This window comes from Oxobacter pfennigii (assembly GCF_001317355.1).
Classification (GTDB): domain Bacteria; phylum Bacillota; class Clostridia; order Clostridiales; family Oxobacteraceae; genus Oxobacter; species Oxobacter pfennigii.
Genome location: NZ_LKET01000014.1, coordinates 46005 through 63793 on the forward strand (window position 1 = coordinate 46005; position 17789 = coordinate 63793).

Here is a 17789-nt window from a genome sequence, read left to right on the forward strand (position 1 = left end):
CGCTTACCCGGTAAGCTTTCATCCCATAAAGGATATGGCGCGGCAGCAAAAGCGCCATTAATAATATTATACAAATTCTATGATTTCCATGAAATCCTTTGAATTTGTAAATTTTTTAATTATACTGAGCCTTTTTAATCTTTCTTTTCCAGTAAAATTTTTATTTGACCCTTTAAAATTCTCAATGATGTTTTCTATTTCAGCTTTGAGCTCTTCCATTGGATTTTTGGTATGGGGAACGAATAGTTTAAGCCCTATTAAATTGTTTGTCAACCACACCCCTTCAGCATTTGATGCAACTTTTATCTTAATGGTTGAAGCGCTGTAATCCGTAAGCTTTCTGGATAAGTTTAAACTGCCTAATCTTTCTATTTCAATGGATGCACCGCACCTTACACATATAAAGGTTTCCTGGTTAAGCCTGTTTTTTATTGAATAGGAATTACACATATGGCAGCGGTAAAAGATATCCACCGGGCTTACTTTAACAGGCTGAGGCAGTCCTTCCTCAGGAAGCTTATATTCCAATAATCTTATAATTTTTATATAGGCTTTAAAGGAGAAGACGCGGTTGCTTGATAATTCTTCCTTATTCCATTCCAGCCTATCCCCTTTATCTAAAAGGTTTTGAAGGATAACCTGTGATTTATACTCTTTGGCAATTTTGACAATAGCATTTGAGAGTATGTGAAGCTCATTTAAAGGCAGAGGACCTTTTCTGTGACTGACTTTGACAGGTATTGAGCCTGAACTTAAAATACTTCCCTTTAAATCTGTTACAGCATAGCTCAAATTGTCTTTTAAGCCCCTTGAAACGCCTAAAAATGTATCGGTATATACCTTTTCTTTTTCCCCCGTATCCACACTGACAGCCAGATAATATTCATCTCCCTTTACCTTTAGTTTGGCGGTTCTTAGTATAGCAGGATTTTTCATAGCTTCCTTCAAAATTTTCTCCTGATATTTGCCAAAAGATAAGGGAACTATTATATAAGGCTCTTTCCTTTTGCTTATGTTGACGGCTTCAAAGGTTTTATACACATAAACTAATCTTTGCTTACTTTTTCCTTCAGGATTTACAGCTCTGGCATTTTTGTTGTTCATCAGATAAAGCTTAACATAATACCTGTCTTTTGCACAGTCATATAAAAGGCAGTAATTTCTCTTAACATCATACCTGCAGAAATATACAGGCCTCAGTTTTCCTTCTGCGGCGCTTTGCCTTACGCTTACAAGGGGAAAGCCTGTATTATGCTTTATGGTTTTAAGTTTCAAATATCCCGCCAGGGTCATGGAGAGGTCCATCTCCAGGGAATCTTTAAAGGGCTGGATATCAAAATTATTTAATTGACTGGTATATTCCCTTACCAGATTTTTAGACAGGGTAGAAGCAAAATAAGGGCTTCTTCTTTCACTTATATCGCCTATATCGCCGACAGGCTCTTTCTTAAGAGAACTATATGCCTTTTCAAGGAGAAAGCCAAAGGCATGATTATAATTTATTATGGCTTCATTTATGATCCTGCGCTTTTCCCTTCCCGGTTTATAAAGTTTCAATACTATTGTCTTTAATCCCATTTTATTACCTTCAATCGATATTATTAGTAATATTCCAATGTAACCTGCTTTCCTATACTGTTAAGATAGCTTACGATTTCTTCTACCAAACCTATTTTCATACTTAGACTGGTTGGAAACTCTGTGTTCTCATGGGCAGGATTCATAGCTCTTCCTAAGAATATATTAATATTTGTACCCTCATTCAATATCATTTTTGCCAGCCTGGAAGCCCCGTCTTTATTATTAAGGCTTAAAAAATCCTCCATGGTACTGTCCTGTTTAACACAGGCTTTTATAAGCCCCAAAGCTTTTTTTATGGTTATAACACCTTCAGTCACAAGGTCTATTCCATCTATTTCAGCTGTAGGCGGAACTGATGGGTTAAAATAATTAAAATTCGGTATGATTTTCTTGCCCAGTTCCCGAGCGACTATTTGAGCTGTAGTACCACCGCAGACAACTTTTACTCCATCTGTCGCAGCAAATCGCATGACTACTTCCTCATCCCTTTTTTTGTCGGCCGGAGGTCCTACCATAAGGTTTAATGTAACAGGCCTTTTGGCTTTTACCGCTGCAATTGTAACATCATCGCCGGGTTTTTTGTTATAAAGATTGCTGCAGGCATTCAATAAAAGCTTGGTTATGGCTTTGGTATTCATGCCGTCTTTATTTGCATTTTGAATGTACTCTCCTACATTTTTCCACTGCCATCCCAAATTTAAACGCCCGCCTATACCGGCATGTACCACGCCGTCACTTACAATTACGAATAGATCCTCCTGCTCCACATCAAACCTGGCCTCCCTGACAATTTTCTCGCTTATAACCCTGGTGGTAGTCTCTATGGGAATTAATTTTTCCTTATTTAGGCGGAAAGCTGAAGGATTATCAAATTCTACCAAATATCCTTTGCCGCTTTTAAATAATTGAAGAATGGTGAAGGTAGAGTAGGCTACCCCCCTCTCTTTATCCACCGGGAGAGTACTTACTATGGTTTCAACAGCTTCATCAATCCCCGAACCGTTAGCCAGCATGGTGCCAATTATCTTTGCGGTCAAAGTAGACAATATATTGGCCTTAACACCGCTTCCCAAGCCATCTGCCAACACCATAACAATTGAATTGTCTTCCCTTATGACTTCCACCTTGTCGCCGCAGAGCTCTTCATTGTATTTATTCATGCTTTCATGGTAAGTTTCAAGATAATAACTCATTCTGCATCACCCACTTCTGCCACAATGGACTTTTTGAGTTTGGTCAGAGCAACTTTGGTTTCCGCTGTGGTTTCACCAAGTAAGCTTGCAATTTCCTGAGCCACCCTCATTTGCTTATCTATGACTTTCTGAGCTAATTCAACATTTTCTGTGCTTAACTGATGCATCTGCTTGCGCCTTTGCTCTTCTTTTGTGATATCCTTTATTATAAGAATGGTAGTCTTTTGCTCGGGAATATATATAATGGACTGCTCTACAGTAACTCCATGCTCCTCATAGTAATATTTGCTGTCATTTATATTGGTTCCGCTTATCATTACTTTCTCAATATCCGGGCATTTCAGTATTTCATGGATACTTCTTCCTTCTGCTATTTCCGACTTCAACCCAAATAATTCTCTTGCCGAATTATTTAATTCCTGAATCCTAAGCTCGCTGTCCAATGCAAATATTGCCTGAGGGGCAGTGCTTATAACAAGGTTGGATATTGATTCTGCCCTTTCCTTCATATACGGCATACACATATAAAGCTGTGCTTTTTTGTTATAGACTGCTATGGCTTTATCACGGCAGGTGGAATAGCCGCAGGCTCCGCAGTTTAATTCCTTATCAGGCGTGAATTTCCCTGTACTGTTTAATATTTCCTGAATTACTTCATCAGATGGAACTGTATTGTTGTGGCTCCGGGGAGAAAACTTTCTGGAGAAATCTATTTTTGGTTCAGAGATATTTGGCTGTCCTATTTTTGCGCTGTTCTTTCTTATATAATCAATCAATCTTGTTCTGGCTTCAATCAAACCGCCTTTTACTTCACTCATGCAAGGCCCGCCTATACATCCGCCGGCACAGGAATTCATTTCTATAAAATAATTTTCCATACCTTCATTTTTTATGGAATCCAGTGCTTTTATACACCGATCAACTCCATCAATGCTTATAGATTTATAATTCTTCTTAAACTTACTATCTATGGTTTTGAGTATGCCGCCGGGCAGAGGGTATATCCTTCCCGATGTTTCCTTTAATTTTTTTATATCCTCACTGAATTGCCCGTTCAGATAAATACCTTCATCAGCCATCCATTCCTTTAATTCCTGAAAGGTCAGTACAAAGCTTATTACCCCTGCATTATTTATATCCTTAAATTCCTGTTTTTTAGAAGCACAGGGTCCTATAAACACCACCTTTATCCTGGGTCCGTACATTTCCTTTAGCATTTTCCCATGGGCAACCATAGGCGATATTACAGGTGCCAGCATATCTACCAATTCAGGATAATACCGCTCAACAAGATATACTATGGATGGACATGCAGTAGTTATTATATTTTTCATTTTCCTTTCGCTCATCAGCTTCTCATATTGTCTGGATACATGGTATGCCGCCAAGGCTGTCTCCTCAACATAAATAAAACCTAATTTTTCCAAGGCGTGTGTCATTAACCTTTCATTAACATTTTCAAAAGCAGCGGCAAAAGAGGGTGCAAGACTTACATATACTTTCTCCTTTTTATTTATAGATGCTTTCACTAATTCTATATCTCTTCTTATGCTTTTTGCATTCTGAGGACATACCGAAAGACAATTTCCGCATAATATACAATCTTCATCAATAATTTCAACCTGGTCATTTTTATATGCAATGGCTTTAACGGGGCATTGGCGGATGCATTTGTAACAATTTCTGCAATCGGCCTTTTTATACTGGATTATGCTCATCTATAAACCTGCTTAATATTTTTTGTGTAAATACATCTCTTGCATTTGCAGCGGTGACCCCGCATAATAACTCATCGCCAATTTTGGTTGAAACTCCGTTAGTGCATTGCCCCAGACAAAAAGATGCTTTCAATTCTACATAATCCTGCAAATTATACTCTTTGACAAACTCCTGGAATAATCTTACGATATCATAAGAGCCTTTTAAATGACAGGAGCTGCCGACACATATGAATACTTCAAGCATTTTAAAACCTTCTCTCTATATGGCCTCTGATAATTAATTAAAATTTTATCAATCTACTTTAATTTTATCACAACTTAGGCCACATAAAAACACATATAAAAGACTGGTTTGAATAAAAACTTATTCATACCAGTCCTTTAAATCCCCTAACCCCATGATTCTTATATGTTTATTTATATTATGATACTTTTTAAATATTTAATATTTTAATTTTTCTTTAAAATATAATCCAAATATTCTCCATCACTGCAGGGTGTTTCCATGGATGATTTTGCCTCATTTACCATGTATCCATACCTTGCAAACTCACAGACTTTACCTTTTTCTAAAAAATACTTGCAAGTTTTACAATTAGACATATAAACATCTCCTTTTTTATTTATTAATGTAATTAAGTTTCTATAATTCGTAGCTGTCATGGATTGTTATTTATTTATCAATTTTATTGTAAGTCTTATTTTCTGCCAATACAACATAGCGAGCCTTAGTGAATGGTCGATTATTAATATTCGCATCTAATTAGATACGGATTATACATATCGCTAATAAAAGAACCGCCCCTACAGCAATTAATAATCGCCGGCAGTTCCTCGGAGATTTTTTCTAAACATAATAAAAAGAGGTGAAATCATCATCACCTCTCTAATCCGGATAATTAAATATTACTTTGCATTGGGTATGAATAAGGATTGACCGTACTTATCCTTACCAAATTCGCTTATTAAACCCTGAACTTTATCTGAAAGAATCCATTCAATAAATTTCTGTGCGCCTTCTGCATTGATATTGGTATTTTTATTTGGATTGACTGCTATAACACCATACTGGTTTTGAAGCTTGCTGTCGCCTTCAACTATAATGCCTAAATCAACATCGTCCCTCATAGCTAAATATGTAGCTCTGTCTGCAATTGTATATGCTTTCTTTTCATCTGCCATCTGGATTACTGCCCCCATTCCTTTTCCGGCAGATACATACCAGTCACCTTCCGGAGTAATGTTTATACCCTTCCAAAGATTCTTTTCCATAGTATGTGTACCGGATTCATCTCCTCTGGATATAAAAGTTATCTTGTTATTATTAATAAATTCCAAAGCCTTTGATATATCGCTTCCGGCATTTGCATTTACCTTTGCCGGATCATCCTTTGGCCCTATCAATATAAAGTCATTATACATAACGTCAAACCTTTCCAATCCATGTCCTGCACTGACAAAGGCTTCTTCCTGAGCTTTTGCGTGAACCAGCAATACATCGGCATCTCCGGCTTCACCTAATTTTATTGCCTGGCCGGTGCCTACAGCAACTACTTTTGGTTCTATTCCTGTATCCTGAGTAAATATTGGCAGCAGATAATCTAAGAGACCGCTGTCCTGGGTACTTGTTGTCGTAGCCATAATTATGCTTTTGCTTCCTGCTGCTTCAGTAACCGGAGGAGTGGTTTCAGGTGTGGGTGTCGGAGTTGGCTGTGTATTTGAGCCGCTGCCGCATCCAACCAACATCAGCAATAACGCAGCAGTTATTGCCAAAACAGATACTATTGATTTTAACTTGCTTTTCATAATTGTTCTCTCCCTCATAAATTGAATAATAAAAAAACACTCCTATGTTTATATGTAAAGGAGTGTTATATAATCATTTCCGAAGTTAAAAAAGACGTTTCAATGGAAACGTCTCAAATACACCGGTAAATAAATACAGGTTATATCATCTTACTCCTTTCCAAAAGGAGGCATTGAAGTTTCCAACAATACCCTGACGGCTCATCAGCCATAGTGACGATAACCTTAGGCAAAATAAGCTCGGAGCTATTGAATTTTATTATAGTTTAGCAAATATATGCCGATTTGTAAATAGAAAACCAGCTTCTTGACACCTAGTTTGCAATCAAAGTACAATTAAATTATGGATAAAATTAATATGGATAATACAATTAATCTTATGAGCAGAATCAACGAGCGGGCTAATAGTTTTATATCCGACGAGCTGAATAGGCATGGAGTTAAAGATGTATCCCCCTCCCATGGCGCCGTGTTGATGTCCTTGTTCAGAAAAGATCAACTGACTATGAGTGAAATTGCGGAACTGGTTAACCGTGACCGTTCCACAGTTACAACTTCAGTCAATAAATTAATGGACTTAGGTTATTTAGACACCATGAAAAATTCACTGGACAGCCGATCAACTATTGTATTTCTTACAAAAAAAGGAAAGGAGTTAGAGCCGGTTTTTTATCAGATATCTCAAAGTCTTATAACTGTGGTATATAAAAATATAGGTGCTGAAGAAAGAAAAATCTTCAGGGATATATTACAGAAAATATTTGCAAATTTTTCTTAAACCATATTACAGCCAGAGATAAAATATCCCTGGCTGCCTTAATTTTAGTCTTCCTTTTTCTTTTCCATATCCATTGCCGCACCGATTAAGGATACCGGGCCGCTTAATCCTAGCATTTCCTTGGCACATGACAGATAATAATGCCGTGCATTGGCGCTGGCGTGCATTCGCCCTAAATGAATCAGCCCTTCAGCCTTAAGCTTTTTAGCTTCATCTGACATTTGACCGGCATCAAGGAGTATATCACAGAGTTCTATACCCCATTGCTCATCCTGATTTTCTATTGCATCCTTTGCTTTTTTGTATACTCTTTCAGGCCCACCCATAAGAGACAGGTTTTTTTCCGCTTTAACCTTCACAGGCTGGCAACCTAATTTAGTAGGATTACCGTCAAACCATCCTAAATATCCGGTATAAATTGACCTGACAGTCCATTCAACAGTGCCGTAATATTCCTGCAAATTGGGCAAAGCAGCCCATATTGAAGGTAGTTTCACACTATCAACAAGCTGATCAATAGTCAATCCTTTATTCATACCATGCAAGGTTTCTTCCAGAACATATTTTATAGCGTCTCTGTAACTTGTGAGCTTTTCCCTGACATTGTCTTTTCCGCTTATTGACTTTGTATGGCCGGGCAAAAGATGCTCTGCTTCATAATTAATCATAGTATCCAGTATATTTATCCACTGGCTTATATCCCTGTATTGACCGCCTCTTATGGCATAAAGATTAGGCCAGGAATTGTAATAATTATCCCCGCAGCACAAAACTTCAAACTGTGGAAGCCATGCAAAGAGCTGATCATCTGTTTCTCCGGGAGCTTCTACCAACAGCACTTCTATGCCATCGATATCAAGCTTCAGCGTTTTTTCGGAAAACATCCGGGTAGGCTTAAGTGCTGCAATTGTGCTATGAAGATTGCTTACAGGACCTATTCCAAGAGAAATGCTTTCATCTGGATTAAGACCTGCTCCAAATTGCCTTGCACCTCTTACTGCAGCTATATCTTTAATAAGCTCTGACCGGGTATATTGGGGATAACTGGGTTTTCTTGCTATGATTTCACAGCCTTCATTCGCAAAAACTGCAGCTCCCGATATATGGTCATAATGAAGATAATGGGTAAAAATTATGTTTTTAATTGGCTTGTCAGTGATTTCCCGGATATCTTTAAGAGCTTCTTCGGCAAATTCACGTCCGTACAAAGTGTCAATCATAAGCAGGCTTTCCCGGCCTTCAACCATAATAGCCTGACTTGCTCCATAACCTTGTATGAAATACACTCTGTCAGTTATTTTCTTGACCCCTTTAGGAAATCCTGTCTTAGCTTCATCAATTAATTTTTGTTCACCAATGTAGCGATTCATAAAATACACCTCCATTTACTTGGATATAAAACTATCTCAATTTCATTTTACTTTGATATCCAAGCAAAATCAATAAAAAAAGAGGAAATATCATTAAAGATATCCTCTTTTTAGCATGAAACTGCTATTTTTTGATATCAAATAATTATTGATTTGATATCATACCGTAATATTCATCAAAGGTTATATCATATGCCGTTATAAATTCGGCAGCTTCCTTTCCGACATATCTTATATGCCAAGGTTCGTAGCTGTAGCCTGTTATATGGGTTTTATCCTTAGGATAACGGATAATAAAGCCGGCATCCTTTGCATGCTCTTTAAGCCATTTTCCCTCCTTCGTATCTTCAAAGGATTCTTCCAGGGTAAAATTCATACCGGCACTTGACACATCCATAGTCAAGCCCGTTTGATGTTCACTTTGTCCCGGCACTGCAACAACCTTACTGGCAGCTTCTTCTCCCGATTGCTTAACCTCGGTATTAAAAAGCCTTTGCTGGGTTTCATAGGAACGATAGCCTGACATTGCATAAAGCTTTATGCCATCTTCTTGTGCCAGTTCAAACAGTTCTTCCAATGCTTCTGCTGCTTCTTTTCTCATATATTTTCTGGGAGCATCCTCTTTAAAGGGGAATGCAACATTGGGCACAACAAGATCAGGCGGCACCCAATCGGAAGGTAAATTTCTTTCTTTATTTACCAAAACCAAAATACTGTCGGGATTCTTTACAATCTGCTTGCCGTTTACCAGCAAGGTTTCGGCACCGATAAGGGCATCTGTTATATGCTGTGCAACTTTCGGCGTAACCTTAGGCGTATTCTCAACCACGCTTCCAGGATTTTCCGTAGGTGTCGGTGCAGGTGAAGGATCTTTAGCTGAGTTCCCGCATCCTGACAATAAAACTGTAACTGCCAATAAACATACTATCTTTTTCATTTTAAATATTCTCCTTAGTGCTAAATAGCTTTGTCTTACAATTAAGTATCTTACAGTCTTATTCTACCACAAGCAGTGAATATGGGTATGAAATTTTTATAAATTTTTTGCTGTCAATGCAGCGCCGATGGAGCCTGCAAATCTGGCATCAGGTTTAGAAAATACAGGTTTATTTAATTTCTCAGCAATTCTTTCTATTACAACCGGGTTTTCGCAAAGGCCTCCCGTCAAAAAATATCTCTCTGACTGGCCATGCTTTTGACACAGTGATTTAACCCTTCCGGCAATAGAGGAGATAATTCCCGATGCAATATCCTCTCTTTTAGCGCCGCTGCCAATAAGGCTTATTACCTCGGATTCGGCAAAAACGGTGCACATGGAGGTTATGGTAATTTCTTTTCCTCTTAATGCCAAAGAAGATAAATCATCTATGGAAACTCCTAGACTTCCTGCCATAAGCTCTAAAAATCTGCCTGTGCCGGCAGCACATTTATCATTCATGGTGAAGCTTACTATATTACCCTTCTTTATGGTAATAATCTTTGTATCCTGTCCGCCAATATCTATTACCGTTAAATCTTCTCCTGTAATGTAATATGCACCTTTCCCATGGCAGGTAATTTCCGTCACCGTTTTGTCCGCATAGGGAACAGAAACTCTGCCGTAACCCGTTGCAACAATCTTGGAGTTGCTCTTAATTACATCCATACTGCTAAGCTTTTTCTCTATGGTTTTGGCAGTATCAATGCTGCTCCATCCCGTTGGCAATATAAAATTCGAAAATTTATTATCATTATTTAAAACCGATACCTTTGATGCTGTGGAACCTATATCTATTCCTACGTAAAACATATATATCACGCCTTCATTTATCTAAATAGATGTTCTTTTTTTCTTTTATAAGGCTACGAAAGCCTGATATTTTAATCGAGTTTTCCTCAATTAAAGACTTGATTTTTGTCTCATCATTTTCATTATACATTATGCTTATTCCGCAGCACTCTGAGAGCTCCCGTGGTGTGGGTACAATGGTATATTTTATTTTTTGCCCTTTAAGTAATGCTTCCAATTGAAGACCCCAGGTATAGCTAGGAAAAAGAATGTAGTATCGTTTCTCATCCATGGCTTTATCTAGATCATTTCCAAAAAGGCTTCCACCCTGGTTTTCATCTGTCCCGAATCTTCGGATGAATAATCTGTTTCTATAAAAAGCACTGGAATGTCGTTTTTCTTTAATTCATCCTCGACTTTTTTATATTCAACTGAGTAAGTATGACAAAATGACAGATTGTAATATATTACCCCGTCAACCTTGTATTCACCAGCATATTTTATAATATCCTGTGCCCTGCCGTCATTGGGTGTAAAACAGGCACAGTTTATCTTCAGATATCGGTCGGCCAGGTTTTTTATCAAATCCTCCAATGTATCACCATTCGATGAAACTTCATTTTCAAAATATCTTGTACCGGTACAGGTTTCTTCCACGACAACCTGGGCATTTAATTCTTCTATGATGGAATGCATCTTCCAATTTGGTATTGCCATTGGTGTACCTGTAATAAGTATTCTCTTTCTCTCATCTGGATTTTGAGTTTTTACCCTTTCATCCAGCTCGTCGCATAATTCATTAACCTTTGCTATAAATCTTTCGGGATCATCGTAAAATGCTATCTGAGATATAAGCAGGCTGTCCAATCCGCTTATAGGGGATGGTATATTCTTTCTTAAATCATATAGCCTTTTTAAAGCCCTTCTTTTTTGGTTTGCCAAAGCAATTGACTCTTTTAAGCTCTCTACGGTTATCTTATTTCCCGTCAATTCCTCTACCTTGTTTATAAAAAGCTTTATTTCTTCTCTCCAGGATTCATAATCCCTTTCTCTTTTCATTTGAGGCAAATCCATAACATGTATTGGGACATGTTCACCAAGTATTTCCCAGGCCTTTTTCTTCCCGTCACAGGTTGTCTCACCAACTAACATGTCACAGGATTGAAAATATGGACATGTAGCGCTTAATTTTGCACCGACGATTGCCTTCACCAAAGGACATAGATTTCTGGGCAGCACCTTTTCACCGTCTTCAATCCAGAACTGGGATCCTCCGCATAATCCCACGCTGGTAGCTTTTGCGGCTAGGATTATTTCATCGGGTACAAATACGCAAAAGGTTCCTACCACCTTATTGCCTTCCGTTTTAGTATTGGCAAGTTCTTCAATTCTCAGCCCATGAACCTCTGATACGACGAAATTAAAATAATTCATGCCTTCCGGCCTGTTTTCCTGATTTAGATAAACCGAACCATAAAGCTCCGGCAGCACTGCACAAAGCACGTCATGTTTTTCCAAATCCATATTAAGATCTGACCACATTTTTCTGTAATCTCCCATAATATCCCTCCAAAAAATATCTTATAAATTAATTATACACTTGGAAAATATTATGTAGGTTTTGATTTATCTATAGTTCCAACGTATCTAATAGATAATTTCTATACAAAAATAGAGCATGTATTACGCTTACATGCTCTATCAAATACCAGTATAAATTTAGATTGCGGCTTCTCCTTCTTCTCCTGTCCTTATACGTACGGCTTCTTCCACATTATAAACAAATATCTTGCCATCACCTATTTCACCTGTACGGGCGCTTTTCATCAGCACACTTTTTATAATTGGCACATCCTCATCCTTTACGACCATGTCTATTACTACTTTGGGAAGCAAATCCATCTCGAATTTCTCACCGCGCCATGCCTGGATTATGCCTTTTTGCGTACCCTGTCCCATAATATCGCTTATCATTACGCCTCTGTAGCAGCCTTCTCTTTCCAAAGCCTCCCGAACATCTGCCAATTTCTCTGGTTTGATAACAGCTTTTATATGCTTCATGGCAATATCCTCCCCTTTCTATATAGCTTTCTTGCTAACATCATCTATTTCGGTATTTATATCTTTTGAAATCAGAGAATATGAAGGCCGGTGAGTCACAAATTCAGGATAAGCCTGATTGCCATGTTCGCCGATATCCAAGCCTTCGATTTCTTCCTTGAGGGATACGCGTATACCTATTGTCTTTTTAATCAAATACCATATAACAAAAGAGCTTATAAATGTAAAGGCACCTACACTTACCACGCCTAATGCCTGTATGCCCAAAAGACCAAGTCCGCCTCCGAAGAACAAACCGTTACCTGTGCTTACACCTGCAATTCCATCCTGTGCAAATAAACCTATTGATAATGTTCCAAGGACACCGTGCACAAGGTGAACTGCCAATGCACCGACAGGGTCATCCAATTTCATCTTATCAAAGAAAAGAACTGCATATACTACCAATACACCTGCAATAGCACCCAGAATCATTGAGCTTGTAACACTTACATATGCACATCCCGGAGTAATTATTACCAAACCTGCAAGCAATCCGTTTATCGACATGCCAAGATCCGGCTTTCCTACAACCAGCCATGCAGTTGCGGTAGCAGTAAGAACAGCCATAATACCTGCCGTGTTTGTCGTAACCAAAATATGTGAAATAGCCACAGGATCAGCAGCCATAGTAGAACCCGGATTAAAGCCAAACCATCCGAGCCAGAGTACAAAGGCTCCGATTGTTGCCAGACTCAAGTTATGTCCCGGAATAGGATGTATTTTCCCATCCTTTGTGTATTTGCCTACACGGGGCCCTAAGAGGATAACGCCTGCAAGAGCAGCCCAGCCCCCTACAGAGTGAACCACAGTACCTCCGGCAAAATCCCACATACCCATTTGAGCTAAGAATCCGCCTCCCCAAATCCAATGTCCGACTATCGGATAAACTAATAACGTAAGCAAAAATGAGAAAACAATAAAGGAAATATACTTAATACGTTCTGCTACCGCTCCCGAAACTATGGTTGCAGCTGTTCCGCAGAATACCAGTTGGAAGAAAAATTTAGCCCAGAATGGAATTCCTGTCCAGGAGATTGCAGAATATACACCATTGTAAGCATCCCCTACAGCAGGAGAATTATCCAGTCCGCTTGCCATAAACAAGCCCTTCATTCCTATGAATCCATTTCCGTCTCCAAACATTAAACCCCAGCCTAAAACCAAGAAACCCAAAGATGAAACCGCAAATACGATGAAATTCTTAGAAAGTATATTTACTGCGTTCTTTGAACGGGCAAATCCACTTTCTACTGCGGCGAAGCCTAAATTCATAAAAAATACCAACATGCCGGCCACAAGTACCCATAACGTGTCGAGAATAACTTTGATGTCCATTTTTTATCTTCCCTCTTTCTGTTTTTTGACAATAAAAAAAGACGTCATAAAATCACATTTGATTTAGACGCCTTTGTCCATTACCAAAAACTAAATTATAGATTAATTTTTTGATTTATAATACCAATTATTATAGCATCATTATATATACACTTCAAGCAGATTTTAATTACTTTTCCTTGAAAAGCTGGTTTTAAAAAACAATTTTTCCTTATACTTTTCCAATACCAAAAGCAGTGGATAACCTATGACATAACAGGAAATCAATTCACCGGCACCCACCGTTAAAATTGCAAACCAATAGGGAACGGAATAAAGATAACCTAAAAGGACTCCGACCACCACAGCATTTATTATAACCGGAGGAAGAGGGGCTAGGATCTTTTTAGGCATTTTATAGGTTGCAAAGGCGGCCAGCAAAGTAGCCAGACTTCCGAATATTACATCCCATATTCCCGCGCCTGTGACTATATTGGATATAATACAGCCTACAAAGAGCCCTGGTATGGCTGCCGGTGTTAAAAAGGGGAGTACAGTCATAGCTTCCGATACCCTTACTTGTATCACCTGGGAGCCTAAAGACCCTAAAGCGATGGTAAGTACTGCGTATATGGCAGCAATGACTGCTGCCTGAACCAGGAATTTTAAATTTTTATTCATAAAGCTCTCCTTTTAACAGTTCGTCCTCCTATGTTAAATAAGCACACTAAAATAACCCATTACACAATTAATATACTTTGCATCATCAATGAAAAGTATTCTTTATTGAAAATTATAATAGCAAATAAAAAAGGACGCAGTCGTCCCCTTATAAACATTATCACTACCTTAATAACCTTAAGTCAAATTTCACCTAAGGCAGTGTGCCCGTAGTTTTGTTTATAGACAGGATGGTTTCGAACTGTCTTATTAAATTTATTTAAATTCATTATACTTTAGGAAAATTTAATAATCAACCACTTTCAACGGGTTATAGAAATTTGCATATTATTTTATGAAATTACTGCCCCTGTTAGCGTTGTAATCATTCTTCAATATTATTTATATATTCAGCGTAACCGCTTGTAGGTTTGTCTTTAATTATGAACCACACTCTTACTTTGTCATCCTTCTCATCCCTGCTTCCGCTTCCTGTAACGAAATAGTAACCGGTAGAATTTATAATTGATATAATTCTTTCTTTTTCCCTATAATCACAAAGTACAAAATGCTTGTATTCTCTTCCTTTTTTAAACTTATTTAAAATATATTTTTTACCATCCCACTTATATCGCAGACTCTCATCTCTATCAAAAGACACAATATCTCCGGTCCGGTAAATATCCAACCCCTCATAATTGATATAAATCACAGAACTGCTAATACCATTACCTAGTTCGAATTTTTTTAATTCCTCAATAAAACCGGTAAAATCTGCACCTTCAGGTATACTTGATCCTACAGCACCGGCAACCACTTGAAAAATCCGCTCTTTTATTAAAGGTTCGGAAGCTTCTAGGGCTTGAAGCGAGGATAACGGCGTGGGAAGCTGCGACGGTTTCATACCGGAATGACATAATGGAATAACCGGAATGCCTCTCACGCATCCGGCGCCAGCCTCAAAATTAATCCAGGATCTTTTTATGGATTTTGTACTGCATAATATTATCATCATTTTACAATTTTTTAAATTCTTCATAACTTTTTTATACCAGTCTTGCCCGGCAGGTATGCATTCTGGATCAGAAGACACAAAAACATTTACCATATCTCTAAAGCTTGATATGACTATCTTTCGTAAACTTCCAGCCAAGGCTTTTTCTTCAGCTATATGAGATATAAATATGGTAGGCTTATCCATTAAATATCATCTCCTTATTTTCTATATAATAAGGATAGCATTAATTGCCATATATCTCCATAAATTTTTCTCTATTTAACTATACGAAACAAGCTAACTCGACCTGTTCATTTCCCAATTAAATTCTATGCTTTTATAATTCCAGCTTCCTTTCTCACTTTTTATTTTTTATAAATAGAAATAATGTTATTAGAATTTTAAACATAGTGATTTATAATAATATATAGTATATTGTGTAAACAAACAAAGAAATAGGAGGAATAATGCCATGGGATTAATGGATGGATTATTAGGCAATGCTTCAGAGGTAAAAATAAGTGATGTGCAAAAAGAGTATGCAAACATATTAAGCACAACTGAAAACATAGAAAAAGCTTACAAGCTCATCCGTGATATGTTTATATTTACTGATAAAAGGCTTATACTGGTGGATAAACAGGGAGTGACAGGCAAAAAAACTGAATATCATTCCATACCTTATAAAAGCATAACCCACTTCAGCATAGAGACCTCAGGCCATTTTGATTTGGATGCAGAACTTAAAATATGGCTTTCCGGAATGCCGGTACCCATAGAAAAGAAATTCAATAAAAGCCTTAACATATATGAACTTCAAAGCGTATTAGCTGCTTATGTATTAAAGTAAATATGACTATAGATATCTTAGCCCTGTTTAAATCAGGGCTATTATCTTTATTTAAAGGATTTTACATAATATAAGAATTGGAGCGTAACTGAATTATGGTTTAAAATAAAACCATAGGAGATGTATAATATGATGAAAATTGAAGAAATTATTTTCCGGGAAAGAGAAAATTTTAATATCCATGAATATGCCTTTTTGAAGCCCGCTGATGTTATCTTTTCAGATGAAGTAAGGATGTTTTGTGAAAAGAACGGCTGCGGTATGCACGGCACTTCCTGGGCTTGCCCGCCTGCAACAGGGAGTGTAGCGGAATGCAGAAAACTATGCAACAAATATAAAAATGCTTTTATTTTCAGTTCAGTTACCAAGCTTGAAAGCTCTTATGATATAAAGGGCTGGCGTACTGCCAGAATAACCCATGAAGCCATTACTGATAAAGTAGTAAAAATATTCAGAAGGGAATTTAAAAATCCTCTTATACTTTCTACAGAAGGGTGCACTGTATGCAAAAAATGCTCTTACCCTGATAACCCCTGCAGATTTCCCGACCGTATGTATCCGGCAACAGAAGGCTTTGGCATCTTGGTTATGCAGCAGGCCTCATTGTGCAACATGAAGTACAATAACGGCCCTGAAACGGTGACATATTTCAGCATGGTATTCTTTTAAATTACAATAGCTTTATACCCAAATATCAGGTTCACTTACTATATCTTTCATACAAAATTCACTAAATGGACAGCTTTGGCACCTTGGGTTTTGAGGGCTGCAGTATTCCCTTCCAACCTCCCAGCATAAGCTGTTAACAAGGCCGGGGAATTCAGGGTTCAATTCTCTGGCCTTCGCAATTGTATAAATACGGGCAATTTCCCCGTCAGGCACATAAGGGGTTAGGCCCAGTCTTTGGAATACCTTCAGTACATGGACATCAGGAGCTACATCTATAAAGCTGTAATCTGAGAATTCTATCCCGTAATGAGTATGAAGAATGCCGGCAGCCATATTTGCAACCTTAAAGCCGCATCCTTTAAAATCCAAAAACCTTAAAATCACATTGCAGCTTTTGGGTTTATTGCTCCATATTCTTGAGGCATCACCGTTCATATAGACTGAATCTTTAATTTTACGCACTCCGTTATAAAAAACACTTGCCTTTATTGCCGGATATCTGTGCCATTTCTTCTTTCCGCTGAACATATTCACATATTCCTGTTCATCTATCTTATAAAGCTCTTTTATATCAAAGGTACCTAATTTTTCAAAAACACGGTATGGAATGGTCCATGCCACATCGGAATCTACGCCGGTATCCATAAGACAGGCAAGAACAAAAGCATGAGGGTGTTTTTCTATATCCCTAAGGAGCTTATCTGCATTTTCTATGAAGTATTTATCTTCTGGTGCAAATGCTTTTTTAGTTAGCAAAGACTCTCTTATATAAGATTTATTTAAATATTTTTTATATGCCATATCGACTAAAGGATGCTTCATTATGTTTTTACCTCCGAATCAGACACCCTGTGCCTAAAAAGAGGTGCCGTCTGTTTTCTATTATATAGTTTTTGCGGTAGCTACCAATTGTTTATGTGTAATCTGGATCCCAATTTCTTTCTGAGGAATAATCTTTGCATTAGAAGGCTTGGCTTCT

The 17789-nt window shown here is 37.8% G+C and carries 19 protein-coding genes and 1 riboswitch; of the genes, 3 read left to right on the forward strand and 16 right to left on the reverse strand.

The window, feature by feature from the left end:
- Positions 1 to 66: 66 nt before the first annotated feature.
- The 6 genes from OXPF_RS01105 to OXPF_RS01125 form a co-directional block, all read right to left on the reverse strand.
- Positions 67 to 1578 carry a hypothetical protein gene (locus OXPF_RS01105; RefSeq protein WP_054873373.1) on the reverse strand — a complete coding sequence of 504 codons (1512 nt, stop codon included), beginning with the start codon at positions 1576 to 1578 and terminating at the stop codon, positions 67 to 69.
- Between the two features lie 23 nt (positions 1579 to 1601).
- Positions 1602 to 2774: a SpoIIE family protein phosphatase gene (locus OXPF_RS01110; RefSeq protein ID WP_054873374.1), complete on the reverse strand. Its 1173-nt coding sequence runs from the start codon at positions 2772 to 2774 to the stop codon at positions 1602 to 1604.
- Entirely contained in the window at positions 2771 to 4492 is a 1722-nt protein-coding gene (locus tag OXPF_RS01115; protein WP_054873375.1) for a [Fe-Fe] hydrogenase large subunit C-terminal domain-containing protein, read from the reverse strand. Before OXPF_RS01115 ends, OXPF_RS01110 begins: the two co-directional genes overlap by 4 nt.
- Positions 4473 to 4739 (reverse strand): (2Fe-2S) ferredoxin domain-containing protein, encoded by a 267-nt coding sequence (locus tag OXPF_RS01120; RefSeq protein ID WP_054873376.1) that lies wholly within the window; start codon positions 4737 to 4739, stop codon positions 4473 to 4475. The genes OXPF_RS01115 and OXPF_RS01120 overlap by 20 nt, the downstream gene beginning before the upstream one ends.
- Before the next feature lie 206 nt (positions 4740 to 4945).
- Positions 4946 to 5098: a hypothetical protein gene (locus OXPF_RS22245; protein ID WP_160317122.1), complete on the reverse strand. Its 153-nt coding sequence runs from the start codon at positions 5096 to 5098 to the stop codon at positions 4946 to 4948.
- 303 nt (positions 5099 to 5401) lie between these two features.
- Positions 5402 to 6301, reverse strand: coding sequence for an ABC transporter substrate-binding protein (locus OXPF_RS01125; RefSeq protein WP_054873377.1), 900 nt, complete (start codon positions 6299 to 6301; stop codon positions 5402 to 5404).
- Between the two features lie 137 nt (positions 6302 to 6438).
- A riboswitch (molybdenum cofactor riboswitch) is annotated at positions 6439 to 6559 on the reverse strand.
- Between the two features lie 85 nt (positions 6560 to 6644).
- Between OXPF_RS01125 and OXPF_RS01130 the strand changes: the two genes are divergently transcribed.
- Positions 6645 to 7079: a MarR family winged helix-turn-helix transcriptional regulator gene (locus OXPF_RS01130; RefSeq protein ID WP_054873378.1), complete on the forward strand. Its 435-nt coding sequence runs from the start codon at positions 6645 to 6647 to the stop codon at positions 7077 to 7079.
- 44 nt (positions 7080 to 7123) lie between these two features.
- On the opposite strand, the gene OXPF_RS01135 is transcribed toward OXPF_RS01130, so the two are convergent.
- From OXPF_RS01135 to OXPF_RS01175, 9 genes are all read right to left on the reverse strand, one after another.
- On the reverse strand, positions 7124 to 8449 hold the full coding sequence (locus tag OXPF_RS01135; protein WP_054873379.1) for an alkyl/aryl-sulfatase: 1326 nt from the start codon (positions 8447 to 8449) through the stop codon (positions 7124 to 7126).
- Positions 8450 to 8594: 145 nt separating this feature from the next.
- The gene (locus OXPF_RS01140) at positions 8595 to 9386 is read right to left on the reverse strand and encodes a M15 family metallopeptidase (protein ID WP_054873380.1); all 792 of its coding nucleotides are present in this window, start codon (positions 9384 to 9386) and stop codon (positions 8595 to 8597) included.
- A 96-nt stretch (positions 9387 to 9482) separates the two neighbouring features.
- Complete coding sequence (locus OXPF_RS01145; protein WP_054873381.1) at positions 9483 to 10238, reverse strand: acyl-CoA dehydratase activase; 756 nt, start codon at positions 10236 to 10238, stop codon at positions 9483 to 9485.
- A gap of 13 nt (positions 10239 to 10251) precedes the next feature.
- Positions 10252 to 10509, reverse strand: a complete 258-nt coding sequence (locus OXPF_RS01150; protein ID WP_054873382.1) for a putative Se/S carrier protein — start codon at positions 10507 to 10509, stop codon at positions 10252 to 10254.
- A gap of 8 nt (positions 10510 to 10517) precedes the next feature.
- Positions 10518 to 11777: a double-cubane-cluster-containing anaerobic reductase gene (locus OXPF_RS01155; protein WP_054873383.1), complete on the reverse strand. Its 1260-nt coding sequence runs from the start codon at positions 11775 to 11777 to the stop codon at positions 10518 to 10520.
- Positions 11778 to 11936: 159 nt separating this feature from the next.
- Positions 11937 to 12278, reverse strand: a complete 342-nt coding sequence (locus OXPF_RS22940; RefSeq protein WP_054873384.1) for a P-II family nitrogen regulator — start codon at positions 12276 to 12278, stop codon at positions 11937 to 11939.
- An 18-nt stretch (positions 12279 to 12296) separates the two neighbouring features.
- Positions 12297 to 13655 (reverse strand): ammonium transporter, encoded by a 1359-nt coding sequence (locus tag OXPF_RS01165; RefSeq protein WP_083479630.1) that lies wholly within the window; start codon positions 13653 to 13655, stop codon positions 12297 to 12299.
- A 165-nt stretch (positions 13656 to 13820) separates the two neighbouring features.
- Positions 13821 to 14315, reverse strand: a complete 495-nt coding sequence (locus tag OXPF_RS01170) for a QueT transporter family protein (RefSeq protein ID WP_054873385.1) — start codon at positions 14313 to 14315, stop codon at positions 13821 to 13823.
- Between the two features lie 364 nt (positions 14316 to 14679).
- Positions 14680 to 15495: a toll/interleukin-1 receptor domain-containing protein gene (locus OXPF_RS01175; protein WP_054873386.1), complete on the reverse strand. Its 816-nt coding sequence runs from the start codon at positions 15493 to 15495 to the stop codon at positions 14680 to 14682.
- Between the two features lie 268 nt (positions 15496 to 15763).
- On the opposite strand from OXPF_RS01175, the gene OXPF_RS01180 reads away from it, so the two are divergent.
- Together OXPF_RS01180 and OXPF_RS01185 are read left to right on the forward strand one after the other, a co-directional pair.
- Positions 15764 to 16141 carry a PH domain-containing protein gene (locus OXPF_RS01180; RefSeq protein WP_054873387.1) on the forward strand — a complete coding sequence of 126 codons (378 nt, stop codon included), beginning with the start codon at positions 15764 to 15766 and terminating at the stop codon, positions 16139 to 16141.
- Positions 16142 to 16270: 129 nt separating this feature from the next.
- The gene (locus tag OXPF_RS01185; RefSeq protein WP_242854288.1) at positions 16271 to 16810 is read left to right on the forward strand and encodes a DUF2284 domain-containing protein; all 540 of its coding nucleotides are present in this window, start codon (positions 16271 to 16273) and stop codon (positions 16808 to 16810) included.
- 12 nt (positions 16811 to 16822) lie between these two features.
- Here the strand turns inward: OXPF_RS01185 and OXPF_RS01190 are convergent, their stop codons facing one another.
- Entirely contained in the window at positions 16823 to 17632 is an 810-nt protein-coding gene (locus OXPF_RS01190; RefSeq protein WP_054873388.1) for a hypothetical protein, read from the reverse strand.
- Between the last annotated feature and the right edge of the window lie 157 nt (positions 17633 to 17789).

Excerpts from the sequence above, each read along its gene's own strand:
- OXPF_RS22245 (WP_160317122.1), bottom strand. The coding sequence starts at position 5,098 with ATGTCTAATTGTAAAACTTGCAAGTATTTTTTAGAAAAAGGTAAAGTC.
- OXPF_RS01180 (WP_054873387.1), top strand. The coding sequence starts at position 15,764 with ATGGGATTAATGGATGGATTATTAGGCAATGCTTCAGAGGTAAAAATA.
- OXPF_RS01155 (WP_054873383.1), bottom strand. The coding sequence starts at position 11,777 with ATGGGAGATTACAGAAAAATGTGGTCAGATCTTAATATGGATTTGGAA.
- OXPF_RS01115 (WP_054873375.1), bottom strand. The coding sequence starts at position 4,492 with ATGAGCATAATCCAGTATAAAAAGGCCGATTGCAGAAATTGTTACAAA.
- OXPF_RS01190 (WP_054873388.1), bottom strand. The coding sequence starts at position 17,632 with ATGAAGCATCCTTTAGTCGATATGGCATATAAAAAATATTTAAATAAA.
- OXPF_RS01170 (WP_054873385.1), bottom strand. The coding sequence starts at position 14,315 with ATGAATAAAAATTTAAAATTCCTGGTTCAGGCAGCAGTCATTGCTGCC.
- OXPF_RS01120 (WP_054873376.1), bottom strand. The coding sequence starts at position 4,739 with ATGCTTGAAGTATTCATATGTGTCGGCAGCTCCTGTCATTTAAAAGGC.
- OXPF_RS01125 (WP_054873377.1), bottom strand. The coding sequence starts at position 6,301 with ATGAAAAGCAAGTTAAAATCAATAGTATCTGTTTTGGCAATAACTGCT.
- OXPF_RS01130 (WP_054873378.1), top strand. The coding sequence starts at position 6,645 with ATGGATAAAATTAATATGGATAATACAATTAATCTTATGAGCAGAATC.
- OXPF_RS01140 (WP_054873380.1), bottom strand. The coding sequence starts at position 9,386 with ATGAAAAAGATAGTATGTTTATTGGCAGTTACAGTTTTATTGTCAGGA.
- OXPF_RS01145 (WP_054873381.1), bottom strand. The coding sequence starts at position 10,238 with ATGTTTTACGTAGGAATAGATATAGGTTCCACAGCATCAAAGGTATCG.
- OXPF_RS01135 (WP_054873379.1), bottom strand. The coding sequence starts at position 8,449 with ATGAATCGCTACATTGGTGAACAAAAATTAATTGATGAAGCTAAGACA.
- OXPF_RS01150 (WP_054873382.1), bottom strand. The coding sequence starts at position 10,509 with ATGGATGAGAAACGATACTACATTCTTTTTCCTAGCTATACCTGGGGT.
- OXPF_RS01175 (WP_054873386.1), bottom strand. The coding sequence starts at position 15,495 with ATGGATAAGCCTACCATATTTATATCTCATATAGCTGAAGAAAAAGCC.
- OXPF_RS01185 (WP_242854288.1), top strand. The coding sequence starts at position 16,271 with ATGATGAAAATTGAAGAAATTATTTTCCGGGAAAGAGAAAATTTTAAT.
- OXPF_RS22940 (WP_054873384.1), bottom strand. The coding sequence starts at position 12,278 with ATGAAGCATATAAAAGCTGTTATCAAACCAGAGAAATTGGCAGATGTT.
- OXPF_RS01165 (WP_083479630.1), bottom strand. The coding sequence starts at position 13,655 with ATGGACATCAAAGTTATTCTCGACACGTTATGGGTACTTGTGGCCGGC.
- OXPF_RS01110 (WP_054873374.1), bottom strand. The coding sequence starts at position 2,774 with ATGAGTTATTATCTTGAAACTTACCATGAAAGCATGAATAAATACAAT.
- OXPF_RS01105 (WP_054873373.1), bottom strand. The coding sequence starts at position 1,578 with ATGGGATTAAAGACAATAGTATTGAAACTTTATAAACCGGGAAGGGAA.